23 protein-coding genes are annotated in these 23,031 nt (G+C 69.8%); all 23 read left to right on the top strand.

Annotation, left to right across the window (positions count from 1 at the left end; all coding sequences use genetic code 11):
• The first annotated feature begins 65 nt into the window (after positions 1-65).
• The 23 genes from I6G21_RS03880 to I6G21_RS03775 all read left to right on the top strand — a co-directional run bounded on the left by I6G21_RS03880 (position 66) and on the right by I6G21_RS03775 (position 22,927).
• Positions 66-1,490 carry a CCA tRNA nucleotidyltransferase gene (locus I6G21_RS03880; RefSeq protein ID WP_129358032.1) on the top strand — a complete coding sequence of 475 codons (1,425 nt, stop codon included), beginning with the start codon at positions 66-68 and terminating at the stop codon, positions 1,488-1,490.
• 100 nt (positions 1,491-1,590) lie between these two features.
• Positions 1,591-2,262: a hypothetical protein gene (locus I6G21_RS03875; protein ID WP_129358031.1), complete on the top strand. Its 672-nt coding sequence runs from the start codon at positions 1,591-1,593 to the stop codon at positions 2,260-2,262.
• 22 nt (positions 2,263-2,284) lie between these two features.
• On the top strand, positions 2,285-3,064 hold the full coding sequence (locus I6G21_RS10635) for a hypothetical protein (RefSeq protein WP_129358030.1): 780 nt from the start codon (positions 2,285-2,287) through the stop codon (positions 3,062-3,064).
• A 112-nt stretch (positions 3,065-3,176) separates the two neighbouring features.
• Entirely contained in the window at positions 3,177-4,193 is a 1,017-nt protein-coding gene (locus I6G21_RS03870; RefSeq protein WP_129358029.1) for a zinc ribbon domain-containing protein, read from the top strand.
• A complete protein-coding gene (locus I6G21_RS03865; RefSeq protein WP_165590104.1) occupies positions 4,190-4,336 on the top strand; it encodes a hypothetical protein in 147 nt (48 codons plus the stop codon). The genes I6G21_RS03870 and I6G21_RS03865 overlap by 4 nt, the downstream gene beginning before the upstream one ends.
• Positions 4,337-4,555: 219 nt before the next feature.
• On the top strand, positions 4,556-5,521 hold the full coding sequence (locus I6G21_RS03860; protein WP_058730487.1) for an ABC transporter ATP-binding protein: 966 nt from the start codon (positions 4,556-4,558) through the stop codon (positions 5,519-5,521).
• Positions 5,518-6,414, top strand: a complete 897-nt coding sequence (locus tag I6G21_RS03855; protein ID WP_064725070.1) for an ABC transporter permease subunit — start codon at positions 5,518-5,520, stop codon at positions 6,412-6,414. Before I6G21_RS03860 ends, I6G21_RS03855 begins: the two co-directional genes overlap by 4 nt.
• Before the next feature lie 150 nt (positions 6,415-6,564).
• Positions 6,565-7,122: a TM2 domain-containing protein gene (locus I6G21_RS03850; protein WP_196825865.1), complete on the top strand. Its 558-nt coding sequence runs from the start codon at positions 6,565-6,567 to the stop codon at positions 7,120-7,122.
• Between the two features lie 149 nt (positions 7,123-7,271).
• Complete coding sequence (locus tag I6G21_RS03845) at positions 7,272-8,507, top strand: NAD(P)/FAD-dependent oxidoreductase (protein WP_058730489.1); 1,236 nt, start codon at positions 7,272-7,274, stop codon at positions 8,505-8,507.
• 168 nt (positions 8,508-8,675) lie between these two features.
• Complete coding sequence (gene rpsF / locus I6G21_RS03840) at positions 8,676-8,981, top strand: 30S ribosomal protein S6 (protein WP_058730490.1); 306 nt, start codon at positions 8,676-8,678, stop codon at positions 8,979-8,981.
• Between the two features lie 91 nt (positions 8,982-9,072).
• Positions 9,073-9,702, top strand: coding sequence for a single-stranded DNA-binding protein (locus I6G21_RS03835; RefSeq protein ID WP_058730498.1), 630 nt, complete (start codon positions 9,073-9,075; stop codon positions 9,700-9,702).
• A gap of 84 nt (positions 9,703-9,786) precedes the next feature.
• On the top strand, positions 9,787-10,023 hold the full coding sequence (gene rpsR, locus I6G21_RS03830) for a 30S ribosomal protein S18 (RefSeq protein WP_058730491.1): 237 nt from the start codon (positions 9,787-9,789) through the stop codon (positions 10,021-10,023).
• Positions 10,024-10,044: 21 nt separating this feature from the next.
• Positions 10,045-10,494 (top strand): 50S ribosomal protein L9, encoded by a 450-nt coding sequence (rplI, locus tag I6G21_RS03825; RefSeq protein ID WP_058730492.1) that lies wholly within the window; start codon positions 10,045-10,047, stop codon positions 10,492-10,494.
• A gap of 120 nt (positions 10,495-10,614) precedes the next feature.
• The gene (locus I6G21_RS03820) at positions 10,615-10,968 is read left to right on the top strand and encodes a hypothetical protein (RefSeq protein ID WP_129358028.1); all 354 of its coding nucleotides are present in this window, start codon (positions 10,615-10,617) and stop codon (positions 10,966-10,968) included.
• 318 nt (positions 10,969-11,286) lie between these two features.
• Positions 11,287-12,645: a replicative DNA helicase gene (dnaB, locus tag I6G21_RS03815; RefSeq protein ID WP_129358027.1), complete on the top strand. Its 1,359-nt coding sequence runs from the start codon at positions 11,287-11,289 to the stop codon at positions 12,643-12,645.
• Between the two features lie 241 nt (positions 12,646-12,886).
• The gene (locus I6G21_RS03810; RefSeq protein ID WP_232238535.1) at positions 12,887-14,410 is read left to right on the top strand and encodes an RNA-binding domain-containing protein; all 1,524 of its coding nucleotides are present in this window, start codon (positions 12,887-12,889) and stop codon (positions 14,408-14,410) included.
• Positions 14,411-14,794: 384 nt separating this feature from the next.
• Positions 14,795-16,357 carry an LTA synthase family protein gene (locus tag I6G21_RS03805; RefSeq protein ID WP_129358025.1) on the top strand — a complete coding sequence of 521 codons (1,563 nt, stop codon included), beginning with the start codon at positions 14,795-14,797 and terminating at the stop codon, positions 16,355-16,357.
• A gap of 2 nt (positions 16,358-16,359) precedes the next feature.
• On the top strand, positions 16,360-17,100 hold the full coding sequence (locus I6G21_RS03800; RefSeq protein ID WP_129358024.1) for a GTP pyrophosphokinase: 741 nt from the start codon (positions 16,360-16,362) through the stop codon (positions 17,098-17,100).
• 180 nt (positions 17,101-17,280) lie between these two features.
• Positions 17,281-18,795 carry an amino acid permease gene (locus I6G21_RS03795; protein ID WP_061225150.1) on the top strand — a complete coding sequence of 505 codons (1,515 nt, stop codon included), beginning with the start codon at positions 17,281-17,283 and terminating at the stop codon, positions 18,793-18,795.
• Positions 18,796-18,956: 161 nt separating this feature from the next.
• Positions 18,957-19,943, top strand: coding sequence for a helix-turn-helix transcriptional regulator (locus I6G21_RS03790; RefSeq protein ID WP_129358023.1), 987 nt, complete (start codon positions 18,957-18,959; stop codon positions 19,941-19,943).
• Positions 19,940-20,356 carry a (R)-mandelonitrile lyase gene (locus I6G21_RS03785; protein WP_232238518.1) on the top strand — a complete coding sequence of 139 codons (417 nt, stop codon included), beginning with the start codon at positions 19,940-19,942 and terminating at the stop codon, positions 20,354-20,356. The genes I6G21_RS03790 and I6G21_RS03785 overlap by 4 nt, the downstream gene beginning before the upstream one ends.
• A 67-nt stretch (positions 20,357-20,423) precedes the next feature.
• Positions 20,424-21,446: a zinc-dependent alcohol dehydrogenase family protein gene (locus tag I6G21_RS03780; protein WP_058730364.1), complete on the top strand. Its 1,023-nt coding sequence runs from the start codon at positions 20,424-20,426 to the stop codon at positions 21,444-21,446.
• A 143-nt stretch (positions 21,447-21,589) separates the two neighbouring features.
• Positions 21,590-22,927 carry a M20 family metallopeptidase gene (locus I6G21_RS03775; protein WP_129358022.1) on the top strand — a complete coding sequence of 446 codons (1,338 nt, stop codon included), beginning with the start codon at positions 21,590-21,592 and terminating at the stop codon, positions 22,925-22,927.
• Positions 22,928-23,031 lie beyond the last annotated feature (104 nt).

Below are 23,031 nucleotides of genomic sequence, written 5' to 3'. Positions count from 1 at the left end.
GGCGGCCCGTCCCCGGGAGGGGCGCGGCGTCGTCGTCGGCGCGGATCTGGCACGATCGAAGGACTATGGCACACCTCTTCGACACCTCTGCGATCCACCCGGCGGCCCTGGAGCTGGGCCGGATCTTCGCCGAGCGCGGCTACGAGCTCTCGCTGGTCGGCGGGCCCGTCCGGGACCTGTTCCTGGGTGCTGAGGCCCTGGACCTGGACTTCACCACCGACGCCACTCCGGACCAGATCCTGGAAACCGCCGGGGACTGGGCGGATGCGCACTGGGAGATCGGCCGGGAATACGGCACCATCGGGCTGCGCAAGGGCGAGGCGATGATCGAGGTGACCACCTACCGTGCGGAGGCCTACGACGCCGACTCCCGCAAGCCCACGGTGGCCTTCGGGCGGCGGCTGGAGGATGACCTGTTCCGCCGGGACTTCACCATCAACTCCATGGCCCTGCGCCTGCCGGGGCTGGAGCTGGTGGATCCCTACGGCGGCATACGCGACCTGCACGCCGGGATCCTGCGCACCCCGGGCGCCCCGGAGGACTCCTTCTCGGACGATCCGCTGCGGATGATGCGCGCGGCGCGCTTCGCCTCCCGCCTGGACGTGGCTCCGGCCCCGGAGGTGGTCGCGGCGATGACGGACATGGCCGAGCGGATCGGCATCGTCTCCGCGGAGCGGGTGCGCGATGAGCTGGTCAAGCTGATGGTGGGGCGCAACCCCCGCCGCGGCGTGGACCTGCTGGTGAGCACGGGTCTGGCCGATCACGTGCTGCCGGAGGTGCCCGCGCTGCGGATGCAGCGGGATGAGGCGCACCAGCACAAGGACGTGTACGAGCACTCCCTGACCGTGCTCATGCAGGCCGTGGACCTGGAGACGGGTCCGGAGGGTCCCGTGCCGGCCCCGGACTTCACCCTGCGCTTCGCCGCCCTGATGCACGACGTCGGCAAGCCCGCCACCCGGCGCCTGGAGGAGGACGGCGCGGTGAGCTTCCGGCACCACGACGTCGTCGGGGCCAAGCTGGTGAAGAAGCGGATGCGGGCTCTGCGCTTCGACAACGAGACGATCCGGAACGTGGCGCGGCTGGTGGAGCTGCATATGCGCTTCTACGGATATGGCGATGCGGAGTGGACGGACTCGGCGGTGCGTCGGTACGTGCGCGACGCCGGGGATCAGCTGCAGCGCCTGCACCGGCTGACCCGCTCGGATGTGACCACCCGGAACCAGCGCAAGGCGGGGCGGCTGCGCCGGGCCTACGACGACCTGGAGCGGCGCATCGAGCAGCTGGCGGCCCAGGAGGAGATGGACGCGATGCGCCCGGACCTGGACGGGGAGCAGATCATGGCGATCCTGGGGATCGCCCCGGGGCCCACGGTGGGGAAGGCGTACCGCTTCCTGCTGGAGCTGCGCCTGGATGAGGGCAGCCTGGGCGAGGAGGAGGCCCGGCGTCGCCTGCTGGCGTGGTGGGCGCAGCAGCCGGAGGGCGGGGCCTGATCCCACGCCGGCACGCGGCGTGCCGGTGACGTGCATCGCCGTGCGATCCGATAGTTTGGTGGGCATCATCACCCGCAACCATCACCTCTGAGGATGCATCATGACTGATTCCCCCGGTCAGCCCACCCCCTCCGAGCCCTCGGGCGCTGCCCGCGAGCCGGAGAGGAACGAGAACCCGCGGGCCGCCGCCGGCATCACCTACGGGGCGATGCTCCTGGCCGCCGTCGTCTTCTCCGTGCTGATCGTGGTGGCCATCCGCTCCGAGACGGCGGGCTCCCTGAGTGGCGCAGGTCTGCTGGACGCCGATGACGTGGTGGGACTGCTCCGCAACGGCACCGGGGTGTACTTCGTCGTCGCGCTGACCGTGCAGCTGGTCTCCATGGCCCTGGGCGGACGGATGCACCTGAGCGTGACCGCCGTGGACTCCAGGTCGGATCTCCTGCACCTGTCCATCGGCTTCCTGCCGGTGATGATCACCGTGGTGGGAGCGGTGGCGCTGTTCATCTGCTCCCGGGTGGTGGCGGCCCGCCAGGTCCGCCGCCAGGAGCGGGTGGCTCCCGACCAGGTGTGGCTCTCCTCCCTGGTCACCGCCGGGCTGCTGACGGTCTTCGCGATGGTGCTGACCATGGTGCTGGCCGGGCGAGCCACGGAGGACGGCGACTACGCCGTGCGTCTGCACTTCTGGGCGATGAGTCCTGGCCTGGTGATCTGCCCGCTGGTCTTCCGACACGCTGCTGGGCGTCTGGGCTCGGCGCACCGCCCTGGGGCCTGAGCCCACCCGGGTCTCCGATCTGGTGCACCAGTGGGTGCCGGGCCTCGCGCCGGCGGCGCGGCTGAGCGCGCTGTACCTGGGTGCGCTGTCCGTGTTCGGTCTGATCCTGCTGTCCATCGGCTCCGGTGTGGAGGAGGGCTCCTTCGCCGCCTTCCTGGCGGTGCTGCTGATCGGGACCTTCGCCGGCGTCGACCTCGTCTCCATGACCCACCTCGGGGCCGTCACGGCCGTGGCCCGCGGCGACGGCGGCAACGCTCGGGAGACGCTGTTCCTGTGGTCCGGCGGCACCCGGGATGTCGCCACCGCCTGGCCGATGCTGATGTGGCTGTTCCTGGTGGTGGGGATCCTGGTTCTGGCCTGCGCGTGGGCCGGGCGCCGCCCCGGCCTCGGACGGTGGACCTCCTGGGTGGCCATGCCGCTGGTGTTCTTCCTCGCCGGGCTGGTCACGCTGATGCTCGGCCGGATCAGCGCGGAGATATCCGTGCAGGCCTACAGCGGCTACTCCGCGCGCCTGTCCATGGGCTCGGCGTGGTGGACGCCGGTGGTGTTCGCCCTGTGGGGTGGGGTCGTGGAGGTGCTGGCCCGGTATGCGGTGCCGCACCTGGCCCGGGCCGTGCCGCAGGGTCGCGCGCGCCGTGCTGTTCGGAGCCCCGGTTCCGGTGCTGTTCACCCAGCGCGCCGGGAACGGAGGTGCCGATGCCGGGGCCGCCGGTTTCGGAGCCGGCGCGCCGGTCGCCGCCGAGAACGGTGCCGAGACCGCCGTTCAGGCCGATGCCCAGGCGGACGCCCGGTCCGGCGCTGAGGCCGCACCGATCGTCGGGGAGGGTGCGAAGCAGACCCGTCCCTTCACCGCCCCGCAACCCGGGCTGCCGGCTTCCTCGTCCCCGTCCGAGCAGACCGCCCAGACGGCGGCCGTGCGCGAGGCCGCGCCGCTGTCCCCGAGGGCGAAGAAGCGGCTGAAGATCTCCGGGATCATCGCCGGGGCGCTGGTGCTGGTGCTGATCCTGGCGTTCGCCGGGGTGCGCATCGCCAACGCCACCGTGTACAGCCCCGAGCACGTGGTGGAGGAGTACTTCGACGCCGTCGTGGACGGGGACGCCCAGGCCGCGACGAACCTGATCGATCCGAACGTCCCCTCCGCGCAGCGCGTGCTGCTGACCGGGGACGTGTACAAGGACGCCGGGCAGCGGATCTCCGGGTACGACGTGAAGGACGTGGAGGTGGCCGATGACGGCCAGTCCGCCACGGCCACCGTCTCCGTGACCCAGGATCAGCGCTCCACGGACACCACGCTGCAGCTCACGCGTGCCGGCGGGGTGCTGGGGCTGCGGCAGTGGGAGATCGCCCCGGACCAGTCCGGGCTGTACAAGACGGTGCGGGTCTCGGTGCCGGCCGGTCAGGACACGCTGACGGTCAACGGCCATGAGGTGAGCGTGCCGGCGTCGTCGGCCTCGCCGTCGCCCACCTCCGGGTACCACCGCCGCTCCGTGTTCGAGGAGGACCCGGACGCGGTGAGCCTGACGGTGCTGCCCGGGGAGTACACCTTCGCCGCGCCGAAGGGCGGGAAGTACCTGACCTACGGCGATGACCAGAAGGTCACGGTCACCGCGGACGAGGACACCTCCTCGGAGCTGTCCGGCTCCACGGTGGAGTTCCGGCAGAGGCTCACCGAGCAGGCGGTGACGGATGCCGCGGCGAAGGCCAAGGAGAAGATCGACGCGTGCGTGGCGAAGAAGGAGTTCAAGGTCGCCGAGTGCAGGCTGAACAGCTACTACGAGGCCGATGACGAGCACCGCAACCCCAGCTGGTCCGTGGAGGAGTACCCGACGTTCATGCTCACGGACGGCCTGAACAGCACGGACTCGGACCCGGTGGACGAGCTGGAGACCGGCAGCAGCTGTACGTGCGGACCTCGGAGAGCGGGAAGGTGAAGTTCTCCTACCAGTACCGCTTCGACGATGACGAGCCGTGGGAGGACAAGAGCACCACCTCGCCCCTCTCCGGGGCCTTCATGATCACGGTGACCCCGGAGGAGATCACGGTGCAGGACTCGCACTCGAGCAACGGGTACTGACCCGCGCCGGCCCTGACCGGGCTCGGCTCGGGGCCGGAAGGGGGTCCGGCTCGGCGCCGGGGTGGAGCCAGCTCCACCCCGGCCTCCGCCCTGAGGATGAGATCCCGGCCGTTTCCTCGCTGTGCTGCGGGAGCGGCCGGGATCTCCTTATACAGTGGGTCACACACGCCGGAGAAGACCAGAAGACCACCAAGACCCCTGCAGAACGGGAGCGATTCCATGATCGAGGTCAGCGGCCTCACCAAGACGTACGGCCCCAAACGGGCCGTGGATGATGTGTCCTTCACGGTGCAACCCGGGAAGGTGACCGGCTTCCTCGGGCCCAACGGCGCCGGGAAGTCCACGACGATGAGGATGATCCTCGGGTTGGAGCACCCCACCCGCGGGCAGGCGCTGGTGGACGGGCAGCGGTATGCGGCCCTGCGCTCGCCGCTGACGTCGGTGGGCTCCCTGCTGGAGGCGCGCGCGGTGCACCCCCGGCGTTCGGGGGTCAACCACCTGCGGGCGATGGCCGTGACCCACGGGATCCCGAAGTCCCGGGTGGATGAGGTCATCGAGATCACCGGCCTGGCCTCGGCCGCGAAGCGGAAGGTGGGAGGGTACTCCCTGGGGATGGGTCAGCGCCTGGGCATCGCGACGGCGATCCTGGGGGACCCCTCCACGGTGATCCTGGATGAGCCGGTGAACGGCCTGGACCCGGAGGGTGTGATCTGGGTGCGGCAGATGGCCCGGCACCTGGCCTCGGAGGGCAAGACGGTGTTCCTGTCCTCGCACCTGATGTCGGAGATGGCGCAGACCGCGGATCACCTGATCGTGATCGGGCAGGGCAGGATCCTCGCGGATGAGCCCCTGCAGAGCTTCCTGGACGCCAACGGGGAGCACCGGGTGCTGGTGCGCACGGACGACGCCGCGGCCTTCGCGGATCGGCTGCGCGCCGACGGCGTGGAGTCCACCCCGCATGAGCAGGACGGTCTGCTGGTGGCGGCCGAGGCCCGCGAGGTGGCCGAGCGGGCGCAGTCGGCCGGCATCCTGCTGTATGAGATCACCCCGCAGCGGGATTCCCTGGAGCAGGTGTACATGCGGATGACCCAGGATTCCGTGGAGTACCGCTCCGCGGACCCGAACGCACCCCAGGCCCAGCAGGCCCCGCAGGCCCAGCACGTCGCGAAGGAGAGCCGAGCATGAGCACCGCCGTTTCCGAGACCCCCCGCACCGACCGCGCCGCGCACACCTCCCCGTACCGGCTGAGCTTCCTGGGGATCCTGCGCGCGGAGGTGCTGAAGTTCCGCACCCTCGTGTCCTCGTGGGTGCTGATGATCGTGACGATCGCGCTGATGGCGGGCATGGCAGCCATGGCCGCGTGGAGCGTGAACTTCATGACCTCCGCGAGCCAGTCCGTGTCGCAGGATCCCGCGGCCGCGGAGGGCGGCGCGGAGATGCAGGCTTCGCTGTCCGGGAACGTGCATGACCTGGCGGTGATGACGCCGACGGCGGGCGCGACCCTGGGGTTCATCGTGGTGGGTGCGATGGCGGTGATGATCCTGTCCACGGAGTTCGGCACCAAGTCCATCATCTCCACGTTCACCGCGGCCCCGCGCCGGTGGGCGGTGTACGTGGCGAAGGCGCTGGTGATCTCCGTGTTCTCCGCGCTGGTGGCGCTGATCTCCGCGGTGGTCTCCTACCCGCTGACGCAGCTGATCCTGTCCGATGATGACGCGCACTTCGACTTCACGGATTCCGGGTACTGGACCTGTGTGCTGGGTCTGCTGGTGGTCTTCGTGCTGACCTCCTGGATGGGCCTGGGGCTGGCGGCGCTGCTGCGCAACAGCGCGGGGGCGATCGTGGTCGTGGTGGTGGTGCTGTTCGTGCTGCCGCTGGTGTGGTCCTTCCTGACCAACCTGGATTGGGCCAATGACTTCATGCCGTATCTGCCGATGAACCTGGCGAACACCCTGACCACCGCCTCGGACCCGGTGGGTGATCCGCAGCGGGTCCCGGCCGGCTGGTGGTACGCCCTGTGGTGCGCGGTACCGCTGGTGGCGGGGTTCTTCTCCTTCACTCGCCGGGACCCGAAGTAGGAAACCCTTCGGATCACCGGGTGGTCATCGTCGTAGGGTCTGCGCCGGCAGGCCCCACGACGATGACCACTTGAGGTTCAGCCCTTCGTCGCACCCCGGGTGTAGTGTGGGTCACATCATTCGCCGCCCGATCGGAAGGGACCTCGCACCATGAGCCAGCAGCCTGAAGAGCACCCCGCCGAGACGACCTCTGCTCCCACCGGCTCCTCTCCCGCCCAGCGTCCTGAGGGCTCCGGGCAAGAGGCGCGCTACGGTGCTGCATCCGACACCGCCGGAGAGCTCCAGCGCCATCCCGGCCAGCAGTTCCCGGCGACCTCCGATGCCTACGATCACCCCGGCGTCGGCCCCACCGGCGGATTCGACCGGAACCCGTCGCAGCCCCAGTACGGTCAGCCGCAGTACGGTCAGCCCGGTTACCCCACGGTGGTGCATCAGACCGTCATCACCCCCAAGAGCATGGGCCTGGCTTACGTCCTCTGGTTCTTCCTCGGCGGCTTCGGGGCGCACTCCTTCTACCTCGGCAAGACCGGAAACGCCGTCGGACACATCATCCTCACGATCCTGATCATCCTGTTCTCCTGGACCCTGGTGATCCCGGCTCTGATCGGCACCGCCCAGTTCATCTGGCTGATCGTCGACGCCTGCCTCATCCCCGGGTGGACCGCCCGCAGCAACCACCCCCAGCCTCAGGCCTACGGTCTGCGCTGACCGGCATCGAGCCGTCGTCGTGCGTCTGCCCAGGTCAGCGGGGTTCCGGCGGCCGCTGCCGCGCAGTAGCGTGGAATGAGGAACGACGCTCGGTCCGCGCCACCCCGCCCACCGGGGTGCCGCCCGCGGACCGGAAGGGAGCAGCACCCATGGACGCATCACACACCCAGCAGGAGACCCGCGCAGCGCGGGAATCGGGCACGGAGCGGTTCGACTACCTCATCACCGGCGCCGGCATGGCCGCGGACACCGCCGCCCGCGGCATCCGGGAGATCGACGCGACCGGCAGCATCGGCATCCTCGGGGCCGAAGACGACGAGCCCTACGCCCGCCCGCCCCTGTCCAAGCTGCTCTGGCTCAACCCGGACGCGAAGCTCGACGACTTCTTCACCGGCACCGCCGAAGCCACCGGGGCGCAGGTGCGCACCGGCACCACCGTGACCGGCATCGACCGGGAGAACCGCCGGGTGAGCACCGCGGACGGCCAGCAGATCGGCTACGGCAAGCTCCTGCTCGCCACCGGCGCGGAGCCGAACCGCTTCGACGCCCCACAGCACCCGCACATCCTCACCTACCGCACCGCCGAGGACTACCGGCGCCTGCGCGAGCTCACCCGCACCCACCGCGAGTTCGTGCTCCTCGGCGGCGGGTACATCGGCGCGGAGCTCGCCGCCGTCCTCAGCCAGGAGGACGTCTCCGTGCACCTGATCATCCCGGAGACCACCCTCGGGGACGCCAAATTCCCCGCGGACCTCGCCGTGCAGTACCAGGCACTGCTCACCGACGCCGGGGTGCAGGTCAGCGGCGGGCACCGGGCCGAGCGCGCCGACGTCGACGGCGATCGCATCCGGGTGCGCCTGGACGACGGCACCGACGTCGAGGGCGACGTGCTCATCCTCGGCCTCGGCGCCACCCCCCGCACCGAGCTCGCCGAAGCCGCCGGACTGGAGCTGGCCGACGGCGGGGTGCGCGTGGACGAGCAGCTGCGCACCTCCGACCCCCACATCTGGGCCGCCGGGGACATCGCCTCCTACCCGGACGTGATCCTCGGGCGCACCCGCGTGGAGCACAAGGACAACGCCCTGCAGATGGGCACCACCGCCGGACGCTCCATGGCCTCCGGCGGGGAGCGGTACGCCCACACCCCGTACTTCTACTCCCTCGTCAACGGCACCCGCTGGGAGGCCGTCGGCACCCTGGACTCCACCCTGGAGACCCTCGAGGACGACCTCGGCGACGGCCGCCGCGTCGTCTACTACCTCGACGCCGACCGCCGCCCCGTCGGCGTCCTGCTGTGGAAGGTGGAAGACGCCGTCGACGCCGCCCGGGAGGTCCTCGCCGCCCCGCCGGCCGACCCCGAGCAGCTGCGCGGACGCATCGGCTGACCCCGCGTGACCCGGCCCCTGGGTGCCGCGGCGCGGATGGGGTAGACTCGGGCAGGTTGTGCCGAGACCGGGACCGTTCCCGGACCCCTCGCGCACCGCACCCGCGCAAGCGAACCTCCTGCTGCGGAGAGACCGCAGCCGCCGAGACCGAAGGAGGTGGGTTCCCACATGCGTGAATACGAACTCATGGCACTGATCAGCCCCGAGGTTGACGACCGCGCCGTCGAGCCGACCCTGCAGAAGTTCCTCGACGTCGTCCGCAAGGGCAACGGCACCATCGAGAACATCGACATCTGGGGCCGCCGCCGCCTGGCCTACGAGATCCAGAAGAAGAGCGAGGCCATCTACGCCGTCGTGAACTTCACCTCGGAGCCGGACGTCGCCAAGGAGCTGGACCGCGTCCTGAACCTCAACGAGAACATCATGCGGACCAAGATCATCCGCCCGGAAGAGCAGAAGATCTCCTCCAAGTAGCTTCCACAGGGGGCCCCGGGACATTGGATCTGTCAGTCCCCCGTGGTCCACTGGTAGGAGCACCACTCGCTACGACTGCAAGGAGGTCATGATGGCCGGAGAGACCATCATCACCGTCGTCGGCAACCTCACCGCCGACCCCGAACTGCGCTTCACCCCCTCCGGGGCGGCAGTCGCGAACTTCACGATCGCCTCCACCCCCCGCACCTTCGACCGCCAGACCAACGAATGGAAGGACCAGGAAGCCCTCTTCCTGCGCTGCTCCATCTGGCGCGAAGCCGCGGAGAACGTCGCCGAGTCCCTCACCAAGGGCCAGCGCGTCATCGCCCAGGGGCGGCTGAAGGCACGGTCGTACGAGACCAAGGAGGGCGAGCGCCGCACCTCGATGGAGCTGGACGTCGACGAGATCGGCCCCAGCCTGCGCTTCGCCACCGCATCCGTGAACCGCAACCAGCGCTCCGGCGGAGGGAACTTCGGCGGAAACCAGGGCGGTCAGGGCTTCGGCGGCGGACAGCAGAACTTCAACCAGGGCGGCGGCCAGCAGCAGGGCTTCGGCGGGGGCAACCCCAGCCAGGGGCCCGGCAACGGCTACGGCGGCAGCGGCTACAACCAGGGAGGCAACCGCGGAGGCCAGCAGGCCCCGGCGGCGGACCCCTGGGGGCAGAGCTCCGGCGGCAGCTACGACTGGGGTGCCGGCCAGGACGACGAACCGCCGTTCTAGACCGCACCCGCCCTCCCCTGACACCCACCCATCCCGCGGGGCACGAACCCGCGGGCTCCAACTGAGAGAACAAGGAGCACCACGATGGCCAAGGCTGAACTCCGCAAGCCGAAACCCAAGCAGAACCCGCTCAAGGCTGCTGACATCACCGAGATCGACTACAAGGACGTCGCGCTGCTGCGCAAGTTCATCTCCGATCGCGGCAAGATCCGCGCCCGTCGCGTCACCGGTGTGACCGTGCAGGAGCAGCGTAAGATCGCGCAGGCCGTGAAGAACGCCCGCGAGGTCGCCCTGCTGCCCTACTCCGGCGCCGGCCGCTGATCGAGAAGGAGACCAGAACACATGGCTAAGATCATTCTTTCCCAGGAAGTCACCGGCCTCGGCGCCGCTGGCGACGTCGTCGAGGTCAAGGACGGCTACGCCCGCAACTACCTGTTCCCCCGCGGTCTGGCGACCGTGTGGACCAAGGGCGGGGAGCGCCAGGTCGAGTCGATCCGCGCCGCCCGCGCGGCCCGTGCCCAGCACAACCTCGAGGACGCCCAGGCCCAGGCCGAGCGTCTGACCGGTGAGACCGTCTCCGTGCCGGTCAAGGCCGGGGCCGAGGGTCGCCTGTTCGGCACCGTCAAGCCCGCCCAGATCGCCGAGGCGATCGAGGCCGCCGGCCTCGGTGCCGTGGACAAGCGGACCATCACCATCGAGAAGAGCATCAAGCGCACCGGCCGCCACGTGGTCGCCGTCCGCCTGCACGAGGACGTCGTCGCCTCCGTGGAGCTGGACGTCGTCGCCGCGTAGCACCCGCGCCTGACGCCTGCCGATCCAGGGCCCGCCCCCGCACCCACCGTGGTGCGGACGGCGGGCCCTGGCGCATCCACCCCGCGGATGCTCCCAGCCGCCGATGCGAAGATGGAGCCCATGACCCCCAGCCACACCACCGCCGACGACGCCTGCCCCGGCCGCCCTGGACCCCGCCGTCGCTGGCTGCCCAGCACCCGCCTGTTCGCGATGGGTCTGGGGTTCTGGCTGGCCGCGATGCTGCTGATCATCCTCGGGTTCTTCGGCGGGAACTGGGGGAGCAACCAGGTGATCCTCGCGATCTTCCTGATCTGCCTCGTCGTCTCCTCGATCGCGGCGGCCTTCGCCTCCTTCTTCGCGGTCTTCGGCTTCTTCAAGTACCGACGCCGCCGCGTCCTGAACCTGCTGCTGCTCGTGGTCTCCGTGCTCACCAACCCGGTGCTGGTGTTCATGGTGGCCGCCGCCAACAGCTGACCCGGCCCACCCGCCGGCCCTCGGCCCCGCCGGAATCGTGTTCGGGACGGGTTCGTCTCTTCGGGACGGGATATTCCGGTCCCGAAACGACGAACCCGTCCCGAAACCTGGCTTCGGGGCCGGGGCCGGGGCCGGGTCCGAGGGGGCGGGAGCGGGTAGGGTTATCCACAGGATGCGCGCGGCATCGTCCGCCCCATCCCCACCGCTGTCCACAGTTTCTGTGGAAGAACGCGGCGAACCTGTGGATGAACTGCCCCGAACGGTGCACATCGGCCCACCGCGGGCCCAACCTGTGGATAACTACGACGAGGAGAGCACGTGTCTGAGGTCGTCTCCGAACGCGACGGCGGGGGTCGCACCCCGCCCCAGGACAACGTCGCCGAGCAGTCCGTGCTCGGCGGGATGATGCTGTCCAAGGACGCGATCGCCGACGTCGTCGAGGTCCTGCGCGGCGTCGACTTCTACAAGCCCGCCCACGAATCCATCTACGAAGCGATCATCGACCTCTACGGCAAGGGCGAACCCGCCGACGCCATCACCGTCGCCGACGAGCTCACCAAGCGCGGGGAGCTCGGGCGCGTGGGCGGTGCCGCGTACCTGCACTCCCTGATCTCCTCCGTGCCCACCGCCGCCAACGCCGGGTTCTACGCCGAGATCGTGCGCGAACGGGCCGTGCTGCGGCGGCTGGTCGGGGCCGGAACCAAGATCGTGCAGCTCGGGTACTCCCAGGACGGCGAGGTGGACGACCTCGTCAACCAGGCCCAGACCGAGATCTACCAGGTGGCCGAGCGGCGCGCCGCCGAGGACTACGTGATCCTCAAGGAGGTCATCGGGGAGACCGTCGAGGAGATCGAAGCCAACGGGGACAAGGCTGACGGCATGCAGGGCGTGCCCACCGGCTTCTACGAGCTGGACGACCTCACCCACGGGCTGCTCGGCGGGCAGATGATCGTCGTCGCCGCTCGCCCCGCCGTCGGCAAATCCACCCTCGCCCTGGACATCGCCCGCTCCGCCGCCATCCACCACGACATGGCCACCGTGATCTTCTCTCTGGAGATGTCCCGCAACGAGATCGCGATGCGACTGCTCTCCGCGGAGGCCTCCCTGAACCTCTCCGACCTGCGCCGCGGCTCCCTCGAGGACGCCCAGTGGTCCAAGATCGCCGAGGTCATGGGGCGGATGGACAAGTCCCCGCTGTTCATCGACGACTCCCCGAACATGTCCATGATGGAGATCCGCGCCAAGTGCCGCCGGCTCAAGCAGAAGAACAACCTGCGCCTGGTGGTCCTGGACTACCTGCAGCTGATGAGCTCCGGCAAGAAGGTGGAGTCCCGCCAGCAGGAGGTCTCCGAGTTCTCCCGCTCCCTGAAGCTGCTGGCCAAGGAGCTGGACGTGCCCGTCATCGCCCTGTCCCAGCTCAACCGCGGCTCCGAGCAGCGCACGGACAAGAAGCCCATGGTCTCGGACCTTCGCGAAAGCGGCTCGATAGAACAAGATGCGGACATGGTGATGCTGCTGCACCGCGAGGACATCTACGACAAGGAGTCCCCGCGCGCCGGGGAGGCCGACGTCATCGTCGCCAAGCACCGCAACGGCCCCACCAAGACGATCACGGTCGCCTTCCAGGGCCACTACTCCCGCTTCGCCAACATGGCCGCCGACGCCGGCGGCTTCTGACCCGCGGGGGCGGGGAACCGGCCGGGTTGGGAGCGGTTTCGGTGTTTGGGAGCCCCGAGGACACTCCCAAACACGGAAACCCCTCCCAAACCGGAGTGCATGGGGACCGAGAGAGTCGGCAGGGTGCGCACCCGCGCGTCGTCGGGGCGACTGAGTCCACACTGAGAACATCATTGAGAATTTTTCTCAGTGTGAGTTGTAGTGTGACCTCATGGAGTGGACAGCTGAGACTCTGGATTCCGTGCTCGATGAACTCCGGGCACGCCGTGGTGACACCACGTCCATCGAAGTCAAGCGGGCGGCCGGGGGACTGCCGAACCTAACGGAGACGCTGTGCGCCTTCGCGAATATGCCGGAGGGCGGAACGATCATCCTCGGCGTCGATGAAGCAGGAGGGGACTTCAACATCACCGGGGTGGAGGACGTTGCCAGTCTGGAGGCCCGGGTCATCTCCGCCAATCGGCAGTCCGTCCGTCCCTGCCCTACTCTCGAGCCGCAGACGATCCGCTGCCGAGAGGGCGATGTCCTCGTCATCGAGGTGATCGCACTGCCGTTGAAGGAGCGGCCTGCAGTGACGCGAGGACACTCCTACCTGCGTCAGTCCGATGGAGACTATCGGATGCAGGATCATGAGCTGCGGATGATCGAGGTGGCCAAGCTCCACGTCGAGGAGCAGGTCGACTATGACCTCACTCCTGCCCACGGTCGCAACAGGGAGGACCTCATCCCCGAGCTCGTCGAGGCGTACCTCAAGGAGGTTCGTGCACAGGATCGGCGTCTGCGTGGGCGCACCGATGAGCAGATCCTTCAGCTGACCAACGTGCTCAAGGCCTCGGGGGAGCCCACCCTCGCCGGTCTCTACGCGCTCGGTGACTACCCGCAGGGCCAGTATCCCTCTCTCACGGTGACGGCTGCGGTGCAGCTGCCCGGAGGTGAGGGGAGTCCGCGGAATCGCAACCTCCAGGACTTCACGGGTCCGGTGCCTGTGCTGCTGGCCGAGGTCATGGAGTGGGTGGAGGACAACCTGGATATCGTCCGGCGCTACCGGCCGGACGGTCATATGGAGAGCGTGGCCGAGCTTCCGCTCAACGCCGTCCGAGAGCTCGTGGCGAATGCGCTGGTGCATCGGGATCTCGGACCGAACACCCTGGGCACAGGGAAGGGGATCCAGGTGCGTCTGAGGCCGGATGCCCTGTTCATCCAGAGCCCCGGCGGACTCAGAGGAGTCTCCCTGGAGCAGCTGGAGAGCGTCGAGCACGCTCAGGCCGCTGTGAACCAGAGGCTCTACCAGATGGCCAAGAAGCTCAAGCTGCCCGATGGGGCCGCAGTGATCGAGGGCGAGGGCGGCGGCATCCGAGAGGTCTTCCGGTCCGTTGCGGACAGGGGACTCCCGCGCCCCAAGCTGACGGATGCGTCAGTGCGGTTCACGGCCTGGCTCTGGAGGGCTGCAGATCGGAGTCGCAGACGCGATGAGGTGCTGCCTCCGCGGGGAGTGCCCGAACGCAAGGCGGCTGTGGACTCTCCGGCAGGCCTGCCGATGCCGGCCAGCTCCCGCCCGACCCGGCATGAATCGCATGTGCTGCGACTGCTGGTGGAATCCGGGGCGATGCCGATCCGGGAGCTCGCGAGGACAGCGGGCCTGAGCGTCTCTCAGATCCGCTATGCACTGGCCCGTCCGATCGCGGAGGGCCTGGTGGTGATGGAGGGGCGCCAAGGACAGCGGGACACCCGTTACCGAGTCGTCGAGGGCAGCCGGATCGGCTGAGCACGCGCTGAGAATGAGGGTCCCACTGAGAACGTCATTGAGAGTTTTCTCAGTGTGGTTCTCACTGTGACTCTCTATGAGGCCCCGCCGGGCACCCGCCTCGTCTGGCCGGTTTGGGAGCGGTTTCGGTGTTTGGGAGTGTCCTCGAGGCTCCCAAACCACGAAACCGCTCCCAAACGCGGGTGGAGGCGGGTGGAGGGGCGGAGGCGGGTGGAGGGGCGCAGGGGCGCGGGTCACCGGGTCCATCTCACGGCGACATGCTGTTGAACAGCAGGTGACCCCTCATTAGACTTCGATGGGTTCGGCGCGTCCCCGCCATGAATCCGCATGGCCCATACCGAGGTGTCCCCCGGTGGAGCGCGCACGCGAGGAGGAGAGCACACGATGGCAGGACGCATCGGCACGGCCACCCGCGCCGTCGGGCGGGTGCTCGGCCGGATCCTCGCCTACCTGCTGCTGTGGCTGGGCCTCACCTGCCTCATCGCCGCCCTCGGCATCCGCCACTACTGGGGCCCCATCACCTTCGACCAGCTGCGCACCAACCTCTTCTCCGTGCAGACCGACGGCGGCGGCGGGGCCATCGTCTGGAAGGGCATCCTCGGCGTCGGCGTGCTGCCCGTGGTGGTGACCCTCGCCGTCGCCGGGATCATCGCCTGGCGCCGCCGGGTGGTGCGCCGGCGCATGGCCGACGGCGCCCCCCGCCCGCCGCGCAGCTGGCGCTGGCCCCGCAACATCCTCGCCACGCTCTCGGTTCTGGCCCTGGGCATCGGCGGGACGAGCGCCTTCGCCAGCACCGTCGGCATCCGCGACTACCTGCGCGCCGCCAACTCCCCGTACACCCTGGACGACTACTACACGACGCCGACCGTCACCTCCGACGCCGGCAAGCGCAACCTCGTGGTCATCTACCTGGAATCCGGGGAGCAGACCCTGGCCGATGACCAGCTGTTCGAGAAGGACGCCTTCAAGAGTCTGGAGGAGGCGACCCCGGAGAGCGAAGGCTGGCAGTCCATCCCGGACTACCGGCAGTACGAAGGCGGCGGATGGACCATGGCCGGGATCGTCTCCACCCAGTGCGGGGTCCCGCTGAAGGGCGGCTCCGGCTCCAGCTCCATCGCCGACTCCGCCGAGAAGGACGAGAACGCGGCGTACCTCGGCGGGCTGACCTGCATGGGCGACGTCCTCAAGGACCACGGGTACAAGAACGTGTTCCTCGGCGGGGCCAACGGCGACTTCGCCGCCAAGAAGAAGTTCCTCGGCGGGCACGGCTACGACGAGCAGAAGGACCTCCACGACTGGCGTGCCGCCGGGGAGCCGGAGGAGAACTTCCGCAGCGACTGGGGCCTGAGCGACCAGCGGCTGATGGCCCACGCCAAGGACGAGATCGACCAGCTGCACGCCGAAGCCCAGCGCACCGGGCAGCCCTTCAACCTCTCCATGCTGACCCTGGACACCCACGAGCCGGTGCACGTGTTCGACTACTGCAACGTGGACACCCAGAGCGAGGTCACCTCCGTGTACGCCTGCTCGATGAACCAGGTCGCCGACTACGTGCAGTACATGAAGCAGAAGGGGTACCTGGAGGACACGGCCGTCGTCATCATGGGCGACCACCTCAAGCACATGAGCGCCGGGGACGCCTTCCACGAGGAGCTGGACGACCACCCGAACCGCACCATCTTCAACCGCATCTGGGTGCCGGAAGCCGACCGGAAGAAGGGCGCCCTGCGCTCCGGGGCGGATCAGCTGAACATGTACCCGACCATGCTCGAGGCCGCGGGTCTGGAGCTGAAGGACGGTGAGGCCGGCCTCGGCGTCTCCGCGTTCACCGGGAAGCTGCCGGGGGGCTCCGCCCAGTCGCTGAGCCCCGAGGACTACCGTCTGCTGCTGGATTCCCGCTCCCAGGAGTTCTACGACCGCGCCTGGCAGGGCGCCGGGCGGAGCTGACCATGGGGGACGCGCAGGGCTCCGGGGCCCTGGATCCGACGGAGCTGAGCCGGCACCGCAAGACGGTGGAGCGGTTCCTCCTGGAGTACGAGTGCGCCATCGACGAGGTGGAGACCAAGGTGCGGGTGCTGCGTCGTGAGCTGTCCGCCATCCACTCCTACAACCCGATCGAGAGCTTCTCCTCCCGCCTGAAGTCCCTGGACAGCCTGGCCCGCAAAGCCCAGAAGCGCGGGTTGGGCTCCCTGCCGCAGATCCGGGAGTCCATCACGGACATCGCCGGGGTGCGGGTGATCTGCTCCTTCACCGCGGACGTGTACCGGGTGCGGGAGATGCTGTGTCGCCAGGACGATGTGCGCCTGGTGGTGGAGAAGGATTACATCGCCGACCCCAAGCCCAACGGGTACCGCAGCCTGCACTTGATCCTGGAGATCCCCGTGTTCCTGTCCACCGGCCCGGTGACCGTGCCGGTGGAGGTGCAGCTGCGCACCATCGCCATGGACTTCTGGGCCAGCCTGGAGCACAAGATCTTCTACAAGTACGACGGCGACGTCCCCTCCGGGCTGCTGGACGACCTCACCCGCACCGCCGACTCCGCCGCGTCCATGGACGGGGAGATGGAGCGGCTGCACCAGGAGATGCAGTCCTTCCGCACCTCCGACGACGAGGCCGAGATCACTGAGGCCGAGGTCACCGAGGCCGTGCTGCGCACCCTCACCCGCCTGGCCCGCGGCCTGGGGGACTGAGGGAGCGCTCCGCCCGTTCCGCACACTGACTCGTTCCGCACCGTGAGACGACCGCGGCGGGGAAAACCGCCGGAAACCTCTCCGGGGGTAGCCTGGATCACCGTGGGCCACCACCCCATATGCTGAGGGAAGCATTCGACCGGTCGACGTGCGGCGTCGGCCCCCACGGAAGGCCCAGCCATGACCGAATCCCCCGCGAGCACCCCCGACGCGGCGGCGTCCTCCGGGCGCGTCCCGGCCGACGTCGCCAGCGGCGAGAACGAAGGCGGGCTGGCCCGCGGGCTGCACAACCGCCACCTGCAGCTGATCGCGATCGGCGGGGCCATCGGCACCGGCCTGTTCTTCGGCTCCGGGCAGACCATCCACCTGGTGGGTCCCGCGATCCTCCTGGTCTACGGGCTGATCGGCTTCATCCTGTTCCTGGTGATGCGCCAGCTCGGGGAGCTGCTGCTGTCCAACCTGCACTACAAGACCTTCGGGGACATCGCCAAGGACCAGATCGGGCCGTGGGCCGGGTTCATGGTGGCCTGGAACTACTGGCTGTCCTGGGTCATCGGGTGCGTGGCGGACCTCGTGGCGATCACCGCGTACGTCCAGTACTTCTGGCCCGAGGTGCCCGTGTGGCTGCCGGCCGTGGCGACGGCGCTGGGCCTGATCCTCCTGAACCTGCAGCCGGTGCGCGCCTTCGGGGAGACGGAGTTCTGGTTCGCGATCATCAAGATCGTCACGATCCTCGCGCTGATCGTCGTCGGCATCATCCTGGTGGCCACCGGCTTCCGCAACCCGGCCGGGCAGGAGGCGCAGGTCGCGCACCTGTGGAACCACGGCGGCTTCTTCCCCACCGGCTTCCACGGCTTCCTGATGGGCTTCCAGCTGGCGATCTTCTCCTTCATCGGGGTGGAGCTGGTGGGCACCACCGCCGCGGAGACGGAGAACCCGCACCGGAACCTGCCGCGCGCGGTCAACTCCATCGTGCTGCGCATCGCGATCTTCTACATCGGCTCCCTCGCGGTGATCATGATGGTCACCCCGTGGGATTCCATCGACCCCGCCCAGAGCCCGTTCATCACGATGTTCGGCAACGTCGGCTTCGCGGGGGCGGCCTTCGTGGTGAACCTCGTGGTGCTGACCTCCGCGGCCTCCAGCGCCAACTCCGGGGTGTACTCCGCGACCCGCATGGCCTACGGCCTGGCCAAGGACGGGCACGCCCCGCGCTGGCTGCGCTTCGCCTCCTCCCGCGGGGTGCCGCGCAACGCGGTCTTCTTCTCCACCGTGTTCCTGTTCGCCTCCGTGCCGGTGCTGCTGGCCGGGGACGCCCTCACCCAGGCGTTCACGATGGTCAGCTCCCTGTGCTCGGCGTACATCCTGTTCACGTGGGGCACCATCGTCGTCAGCTACATCCTGTACCACCGGCGCCACCCCACCCACCACGAGGCCTCCCGCTTCCGGGTGCCCTTCCCCAAGGTCACCCCGTGGATCTCGCTGGCGTTCTTCGCGTTCATCGCCTGCTGCCTGGCGCTGTCCCCGGACACCCGCGTGGCGCTGTACGTCAGCCCCGTCTGGTTCGGGTTCCTGGCGGTCATGTGGCAGGTGGTCAAGCGCCGCCTCATCTCCCAGGACCGGCCGCTGACCGCCGAGATCCCGACGGTCACCGCGGAGCAGATCCGCAAGCAGTTCTCCGAGCACCTCGACTGACGCGCCCCTTCCCTTCTCTGCGCAAAACGGGAGATGCTTCTTATAACTGGGCGCTACACGTCCCGATATGGGAAGCATCTCCAGTTTTGCGGAAGAGGAGGAGGTGGGGTGCCCTGTCAGGGTCTCCCTCCGGGCGCCCGGTGCGGCTTAGCCTCGAAGACATGGACCAATCCGCCGAGATCCGCGAATTCCTCTCCTCGCGGCGCGCCAAGATCACCCCGGAGCGGGTGGGCCTGCCCGCCGGGCCCGGTCCCCGCCGGGTGCCGGGGCTGCGTCGCTCCGAGGTGGCGCAGCTGGCCGGGATCAGCGTCGAGTACTACACCCGCCTGGAGCGCGGCGCCCTGGCCAGCGCCTCCCCGGCGGTGCTGGACGGGCTGGCCGCGGCCCTTCAGCTCGACGACGCCGAGCGCGCCCACCTGCTGGACCTCGCCCGCCCCGCCGAGCGCACCCGCTCCCCGCACTCCCGGGATCCCGGCCGGGGCGGCGTCGGGCCCGCGCCCGTGCGCCCGGCCCTGCAGCAGATGGTGGATGCGATCACCGGCGCCGTCGCGTTCGTGCGCGACGAGGCCCAGAACATGCTCGCCGTCAACGCCCTGGGTCGGGCCTTCTACGCCCCGGCCATCGGCTCCGTCGGCGCCCTGCCCAACCTGGCCCGCTTCCAGTTCCTGCACCCCGCCAGCCGGACGCTCTACCCGGAGTGGGAGACCATGGCCCGCATGTGCGTGGGCATCCTCCGGGCTGACGCCGGCCGGAACCCGCATCACCGCGGCATCCAGGAGCTGGTGGGGGAGCTGTCCACCCGCAGCGACCTGTTCCGCACCCTGTGGGCCGCCCACGACGTGCGGGTGCACGGCAACGGCCTCAAGCGCTTCGACCACCCCGAGGTCGGGCGGCTGGAGCTGGCCTACGAGGAGCTGGCCGTGACCGCGGACCCGGGGCAGGTGCTCTACGTCTACTCCGCCCCGGCCGGCTCGGAGGCGGATCAGAAGCTGCGGCTGCTGGCCTCGCTCGCCGCGACCGACGCGGCGGCCGACGCCGCGCAGCAGGCCGCCGAGCGGCGGGGTGCGGCGAAGCATCAGGGCACCGGGCAGGTCGCCGGGAATCAGACCAACGGGAACCAGACCATCGAGAACCAGAGGAAGGCATGACCATGGCACACCGCGTCATCGAGCACGGGGCGACGACCAAGAACCCGCCGGAGAACTTCACGGGGGACGTGTGGGTGGACCCCATCGCCGTCCCCCAGGAGGAGGGCCAGCGGATGGTCGTCGCGAAGGTGCGCTTCGCCCCCGGCGCGCGCACCGCCTGGCACTCCCACGCCCACGGGCAGACCCTGCACGTCACCGATGGCGTCGCCCTGTTCGGCACCCGCGACGGCGAGGTGCTGCGCGCCCTGCCCGGGCAGACCGTGTACTGCCCCGCCGGGGAGGAGCACTGGCACGGGGCCGACCCGGAGCACTTCATGGAGCACCTGGCGATGCTGGAGAACGCCGAGGACCCGTCGACCACCACCACCGGGCTGGAGCACGTCAGCGACGAGGACTACGTCCGCCGCCCCTGACCCCAGACGGGGCACCACAGAAGTGCGGCTTACGGCCGCGATCATCCACAGCTGAAGGAGAGCCATCATGCGAGGAGTCGTCCTGCACGGCGCCGGAGACGTCCGGGTGCAGCAGCGCCCGGACCCGAGGATCGAGGACCCCAAGGACGCCGTCATCCGGATCGAAGCCGCCTGTGTGTGCGGTTCGGACCTGTGGCCCTACCGCGGGGACGACCCCGGTGAGGACCTGCCCATGGGCCACGAGTACGTGGGCGTCGTGGAGCAGGTCGGCGATGAGGTGAGCACCCTGACCCCGGGGGACTGGGTGGTCGGCTCCTTCGTCATCTCGGACAACACCTGCGAGATCTGCCGGGCCGGGTACCAGTCCCGGTGCGTGCACGCCGTGTTCGTGCACGGGGAGATCGGCACCCAGGCGGAGAGGGCCCGCATCCCGTGGGCCGACGGCACCCTCGTGCGTCTGCCCGGGGAGCCCGACGAGGACCTCATCCCGTCCCTGCTGGCGGCCTCCGACGTGCTGGGCACCGGGTGGTTCGCCGCCGACGCCGCCCAGGCCGGGCCGGGGAAGACGGTGGCCGTGGTCGGCGACGGCGCCGTCGGCCTGATGGGCGTGCTCGCGGCCCGTCAGCTCGGGGCCGAGCGGATCATCGCCATGTCCCGGCACGAAGACCGGCAGGCCCTGGCCCGCCGGTTCGGGGCCACGGACGTCGTCGCCGAACGCGGGGACGACGGCGTGGCGCGGATCAAGGAGCTGACCGACGGGCTCGGCGCGCACAGCGTGATCGAGGCCGTGGGCAACCAGGGCTCGATGATGCAGGCCATCCGCAGCACCCGCCCCGGTGGGCACGTGGGGTACGTGGGGGTCTCCCACGACGTCCAGCTGCCGGGGGATGAGCTGTTCTTCGGCCTGATCCACCTGCACGGCGGGCCCGCCCCCGTGCGTCGGTTCCTGCCGGACCTGATCCGGCGGATCTGGGACCGGGAGATCGACCCGGGGAAGGTCTTCGACCGCGTCCTGCCGCTGGAGGAGGCCGCCGAGGCGTATCGGCTGATGGATCAGCGGGAGGCCGTGAAGGTCATGCTCCGCCCCTAGCCTTCTCCCCCTCTCCCTCTCCCCTCCGCAAAACGGGACATGCTTCCCATATCCGGGCGCTACACGTCCCGATGTGGGAAGCATGTCCCGTTTTGCGCCGGGAGGGGAGAGGAGGGCGCACAGCGGACTGATAGCGTTTTCCCATGGGAGACGCATCACATCCGTACCTGGAGATCCTCGAGCGACGCACCGCACGGCGTCGGGAGACCGCCCAGCACCACCTCGCCCCGCACGACGGCGCCCCCGCGGCCGTCGTCGACGCCCTGGAGCGCGCCGTCGATGCCCAGGAGGGCGAGCTGACCGCCATCCTGCACGACCTGCACGAGCACCCGGAGACCGCCTTCCGGGAGCACCACGCCGCCGACGTCGTCGTGGGCCACCTGGCATCCCACGGGATCGCGGCGCAGCGTCCCTCCCACGGGCTGGACACCGCCGTGCGCGCCGAGGTGCGCTCGCAGGACTTCGACCCGACGCGGGACCGCACCGTCGGCATCCTCGCGGAGTACGACGCGCTGCCGGAGATCGGGCACGGGTGCGGGCACAACGTCATCGCCGTGGCCGGGCTGGGGGCGTTCACCGCGCTCGCGGACCTGCTGCGCGCCGAGCCCCGCGCCTTCCGCGGGCGGGTCGTCTTCCTCGGCACCCCCGCGGAGGAGGGGCAGGCGGGCAAGGAGCTCATGGCCCGGGACGGCGCCTTCGACGATCTCGACGCCGCCGTGATGGTCCACTCCTACTTCACGGACACCGCGGACCAGGCGTGGCTGGGGCGCCGGGACTGCCGGGTGCGCTTCACCGGGCGGGCCGCCCACGCCTCCTCCCACCCGTTCCTGGGCCGCAACGCGCTGGATGCGGCGAGCCTGGCCTACCAGGGGATCGGGCTGCTGCGTCAGCAGACCCCGCCCACCGACCGCATCCACGCGGTGATCACCGAGGGCGGCAGCCAGCCGAACATCATCACGGAGTCCGCGCAGATGCTGCTGTATGTGCGCTCCCAGGACCCGGAGACCCTGGCGGAGCTGTCCGCGCGGGTGGAGCAGGTGCTGCGCGGGGCCGCGATGATGGCCGGCGTCGAGGCGCAGGTGCGGTGGGATGAGGCGCCGGCGACCCTGCCGGTGCGCTCCAACGGGCCGCTCACGGATCGGTGGGTGCTGGCCCAGCGGCGTCGGGGGCGGGACCCGTACCCGGGCGGGACGGTCTCCGAGGTGCTGGCGGCCTCCACGGACTTCGGCAACGTCAGCCACCGGGTGCCGGGCCTCCACCCGCTGATCCGGGTCTCGGCCGACGGGGTGGGGCTGCACACCCGGGAGTTCGCCGTCGCCGCGGGCACCCCCGACGCCGAGCGGGCCGGGATGGACGGGGCATTCGGCCTGGCCTGCGCCGCCCTGGACTTCCTGCACGACGACGCCCTGGCCGCCGCGGTGCGCGAGGACTTCGAGCGGGCCGGCGGCTTCGCGACGGCGCAGGACTACTTCCGGTCGTGAGCGCCCCCGCCCGTCGCCCATCACCTCGTCTCGGGACGGGTTCGTCGCTTCGGGACCGGAATATCCCGTCCCGAAGCGACGAACCCGTCCCGAATCTCCTGTCG

It is taken from the genome of Rothia kristinae (genome assembly GCF_016028855.1).
In the GTDB taxonomy this organism is placed as follows: domain Bacteria; phylum Actinomycetota; class Actinomycetes; order Actinomycetales; family Micrococcaceae; genus Rothia; species Rothia kristinae.
Note: the sequence above shows the minus strand (reverse complement) of the source record. Positions and strands in the feature narration are given on the sequence as shown.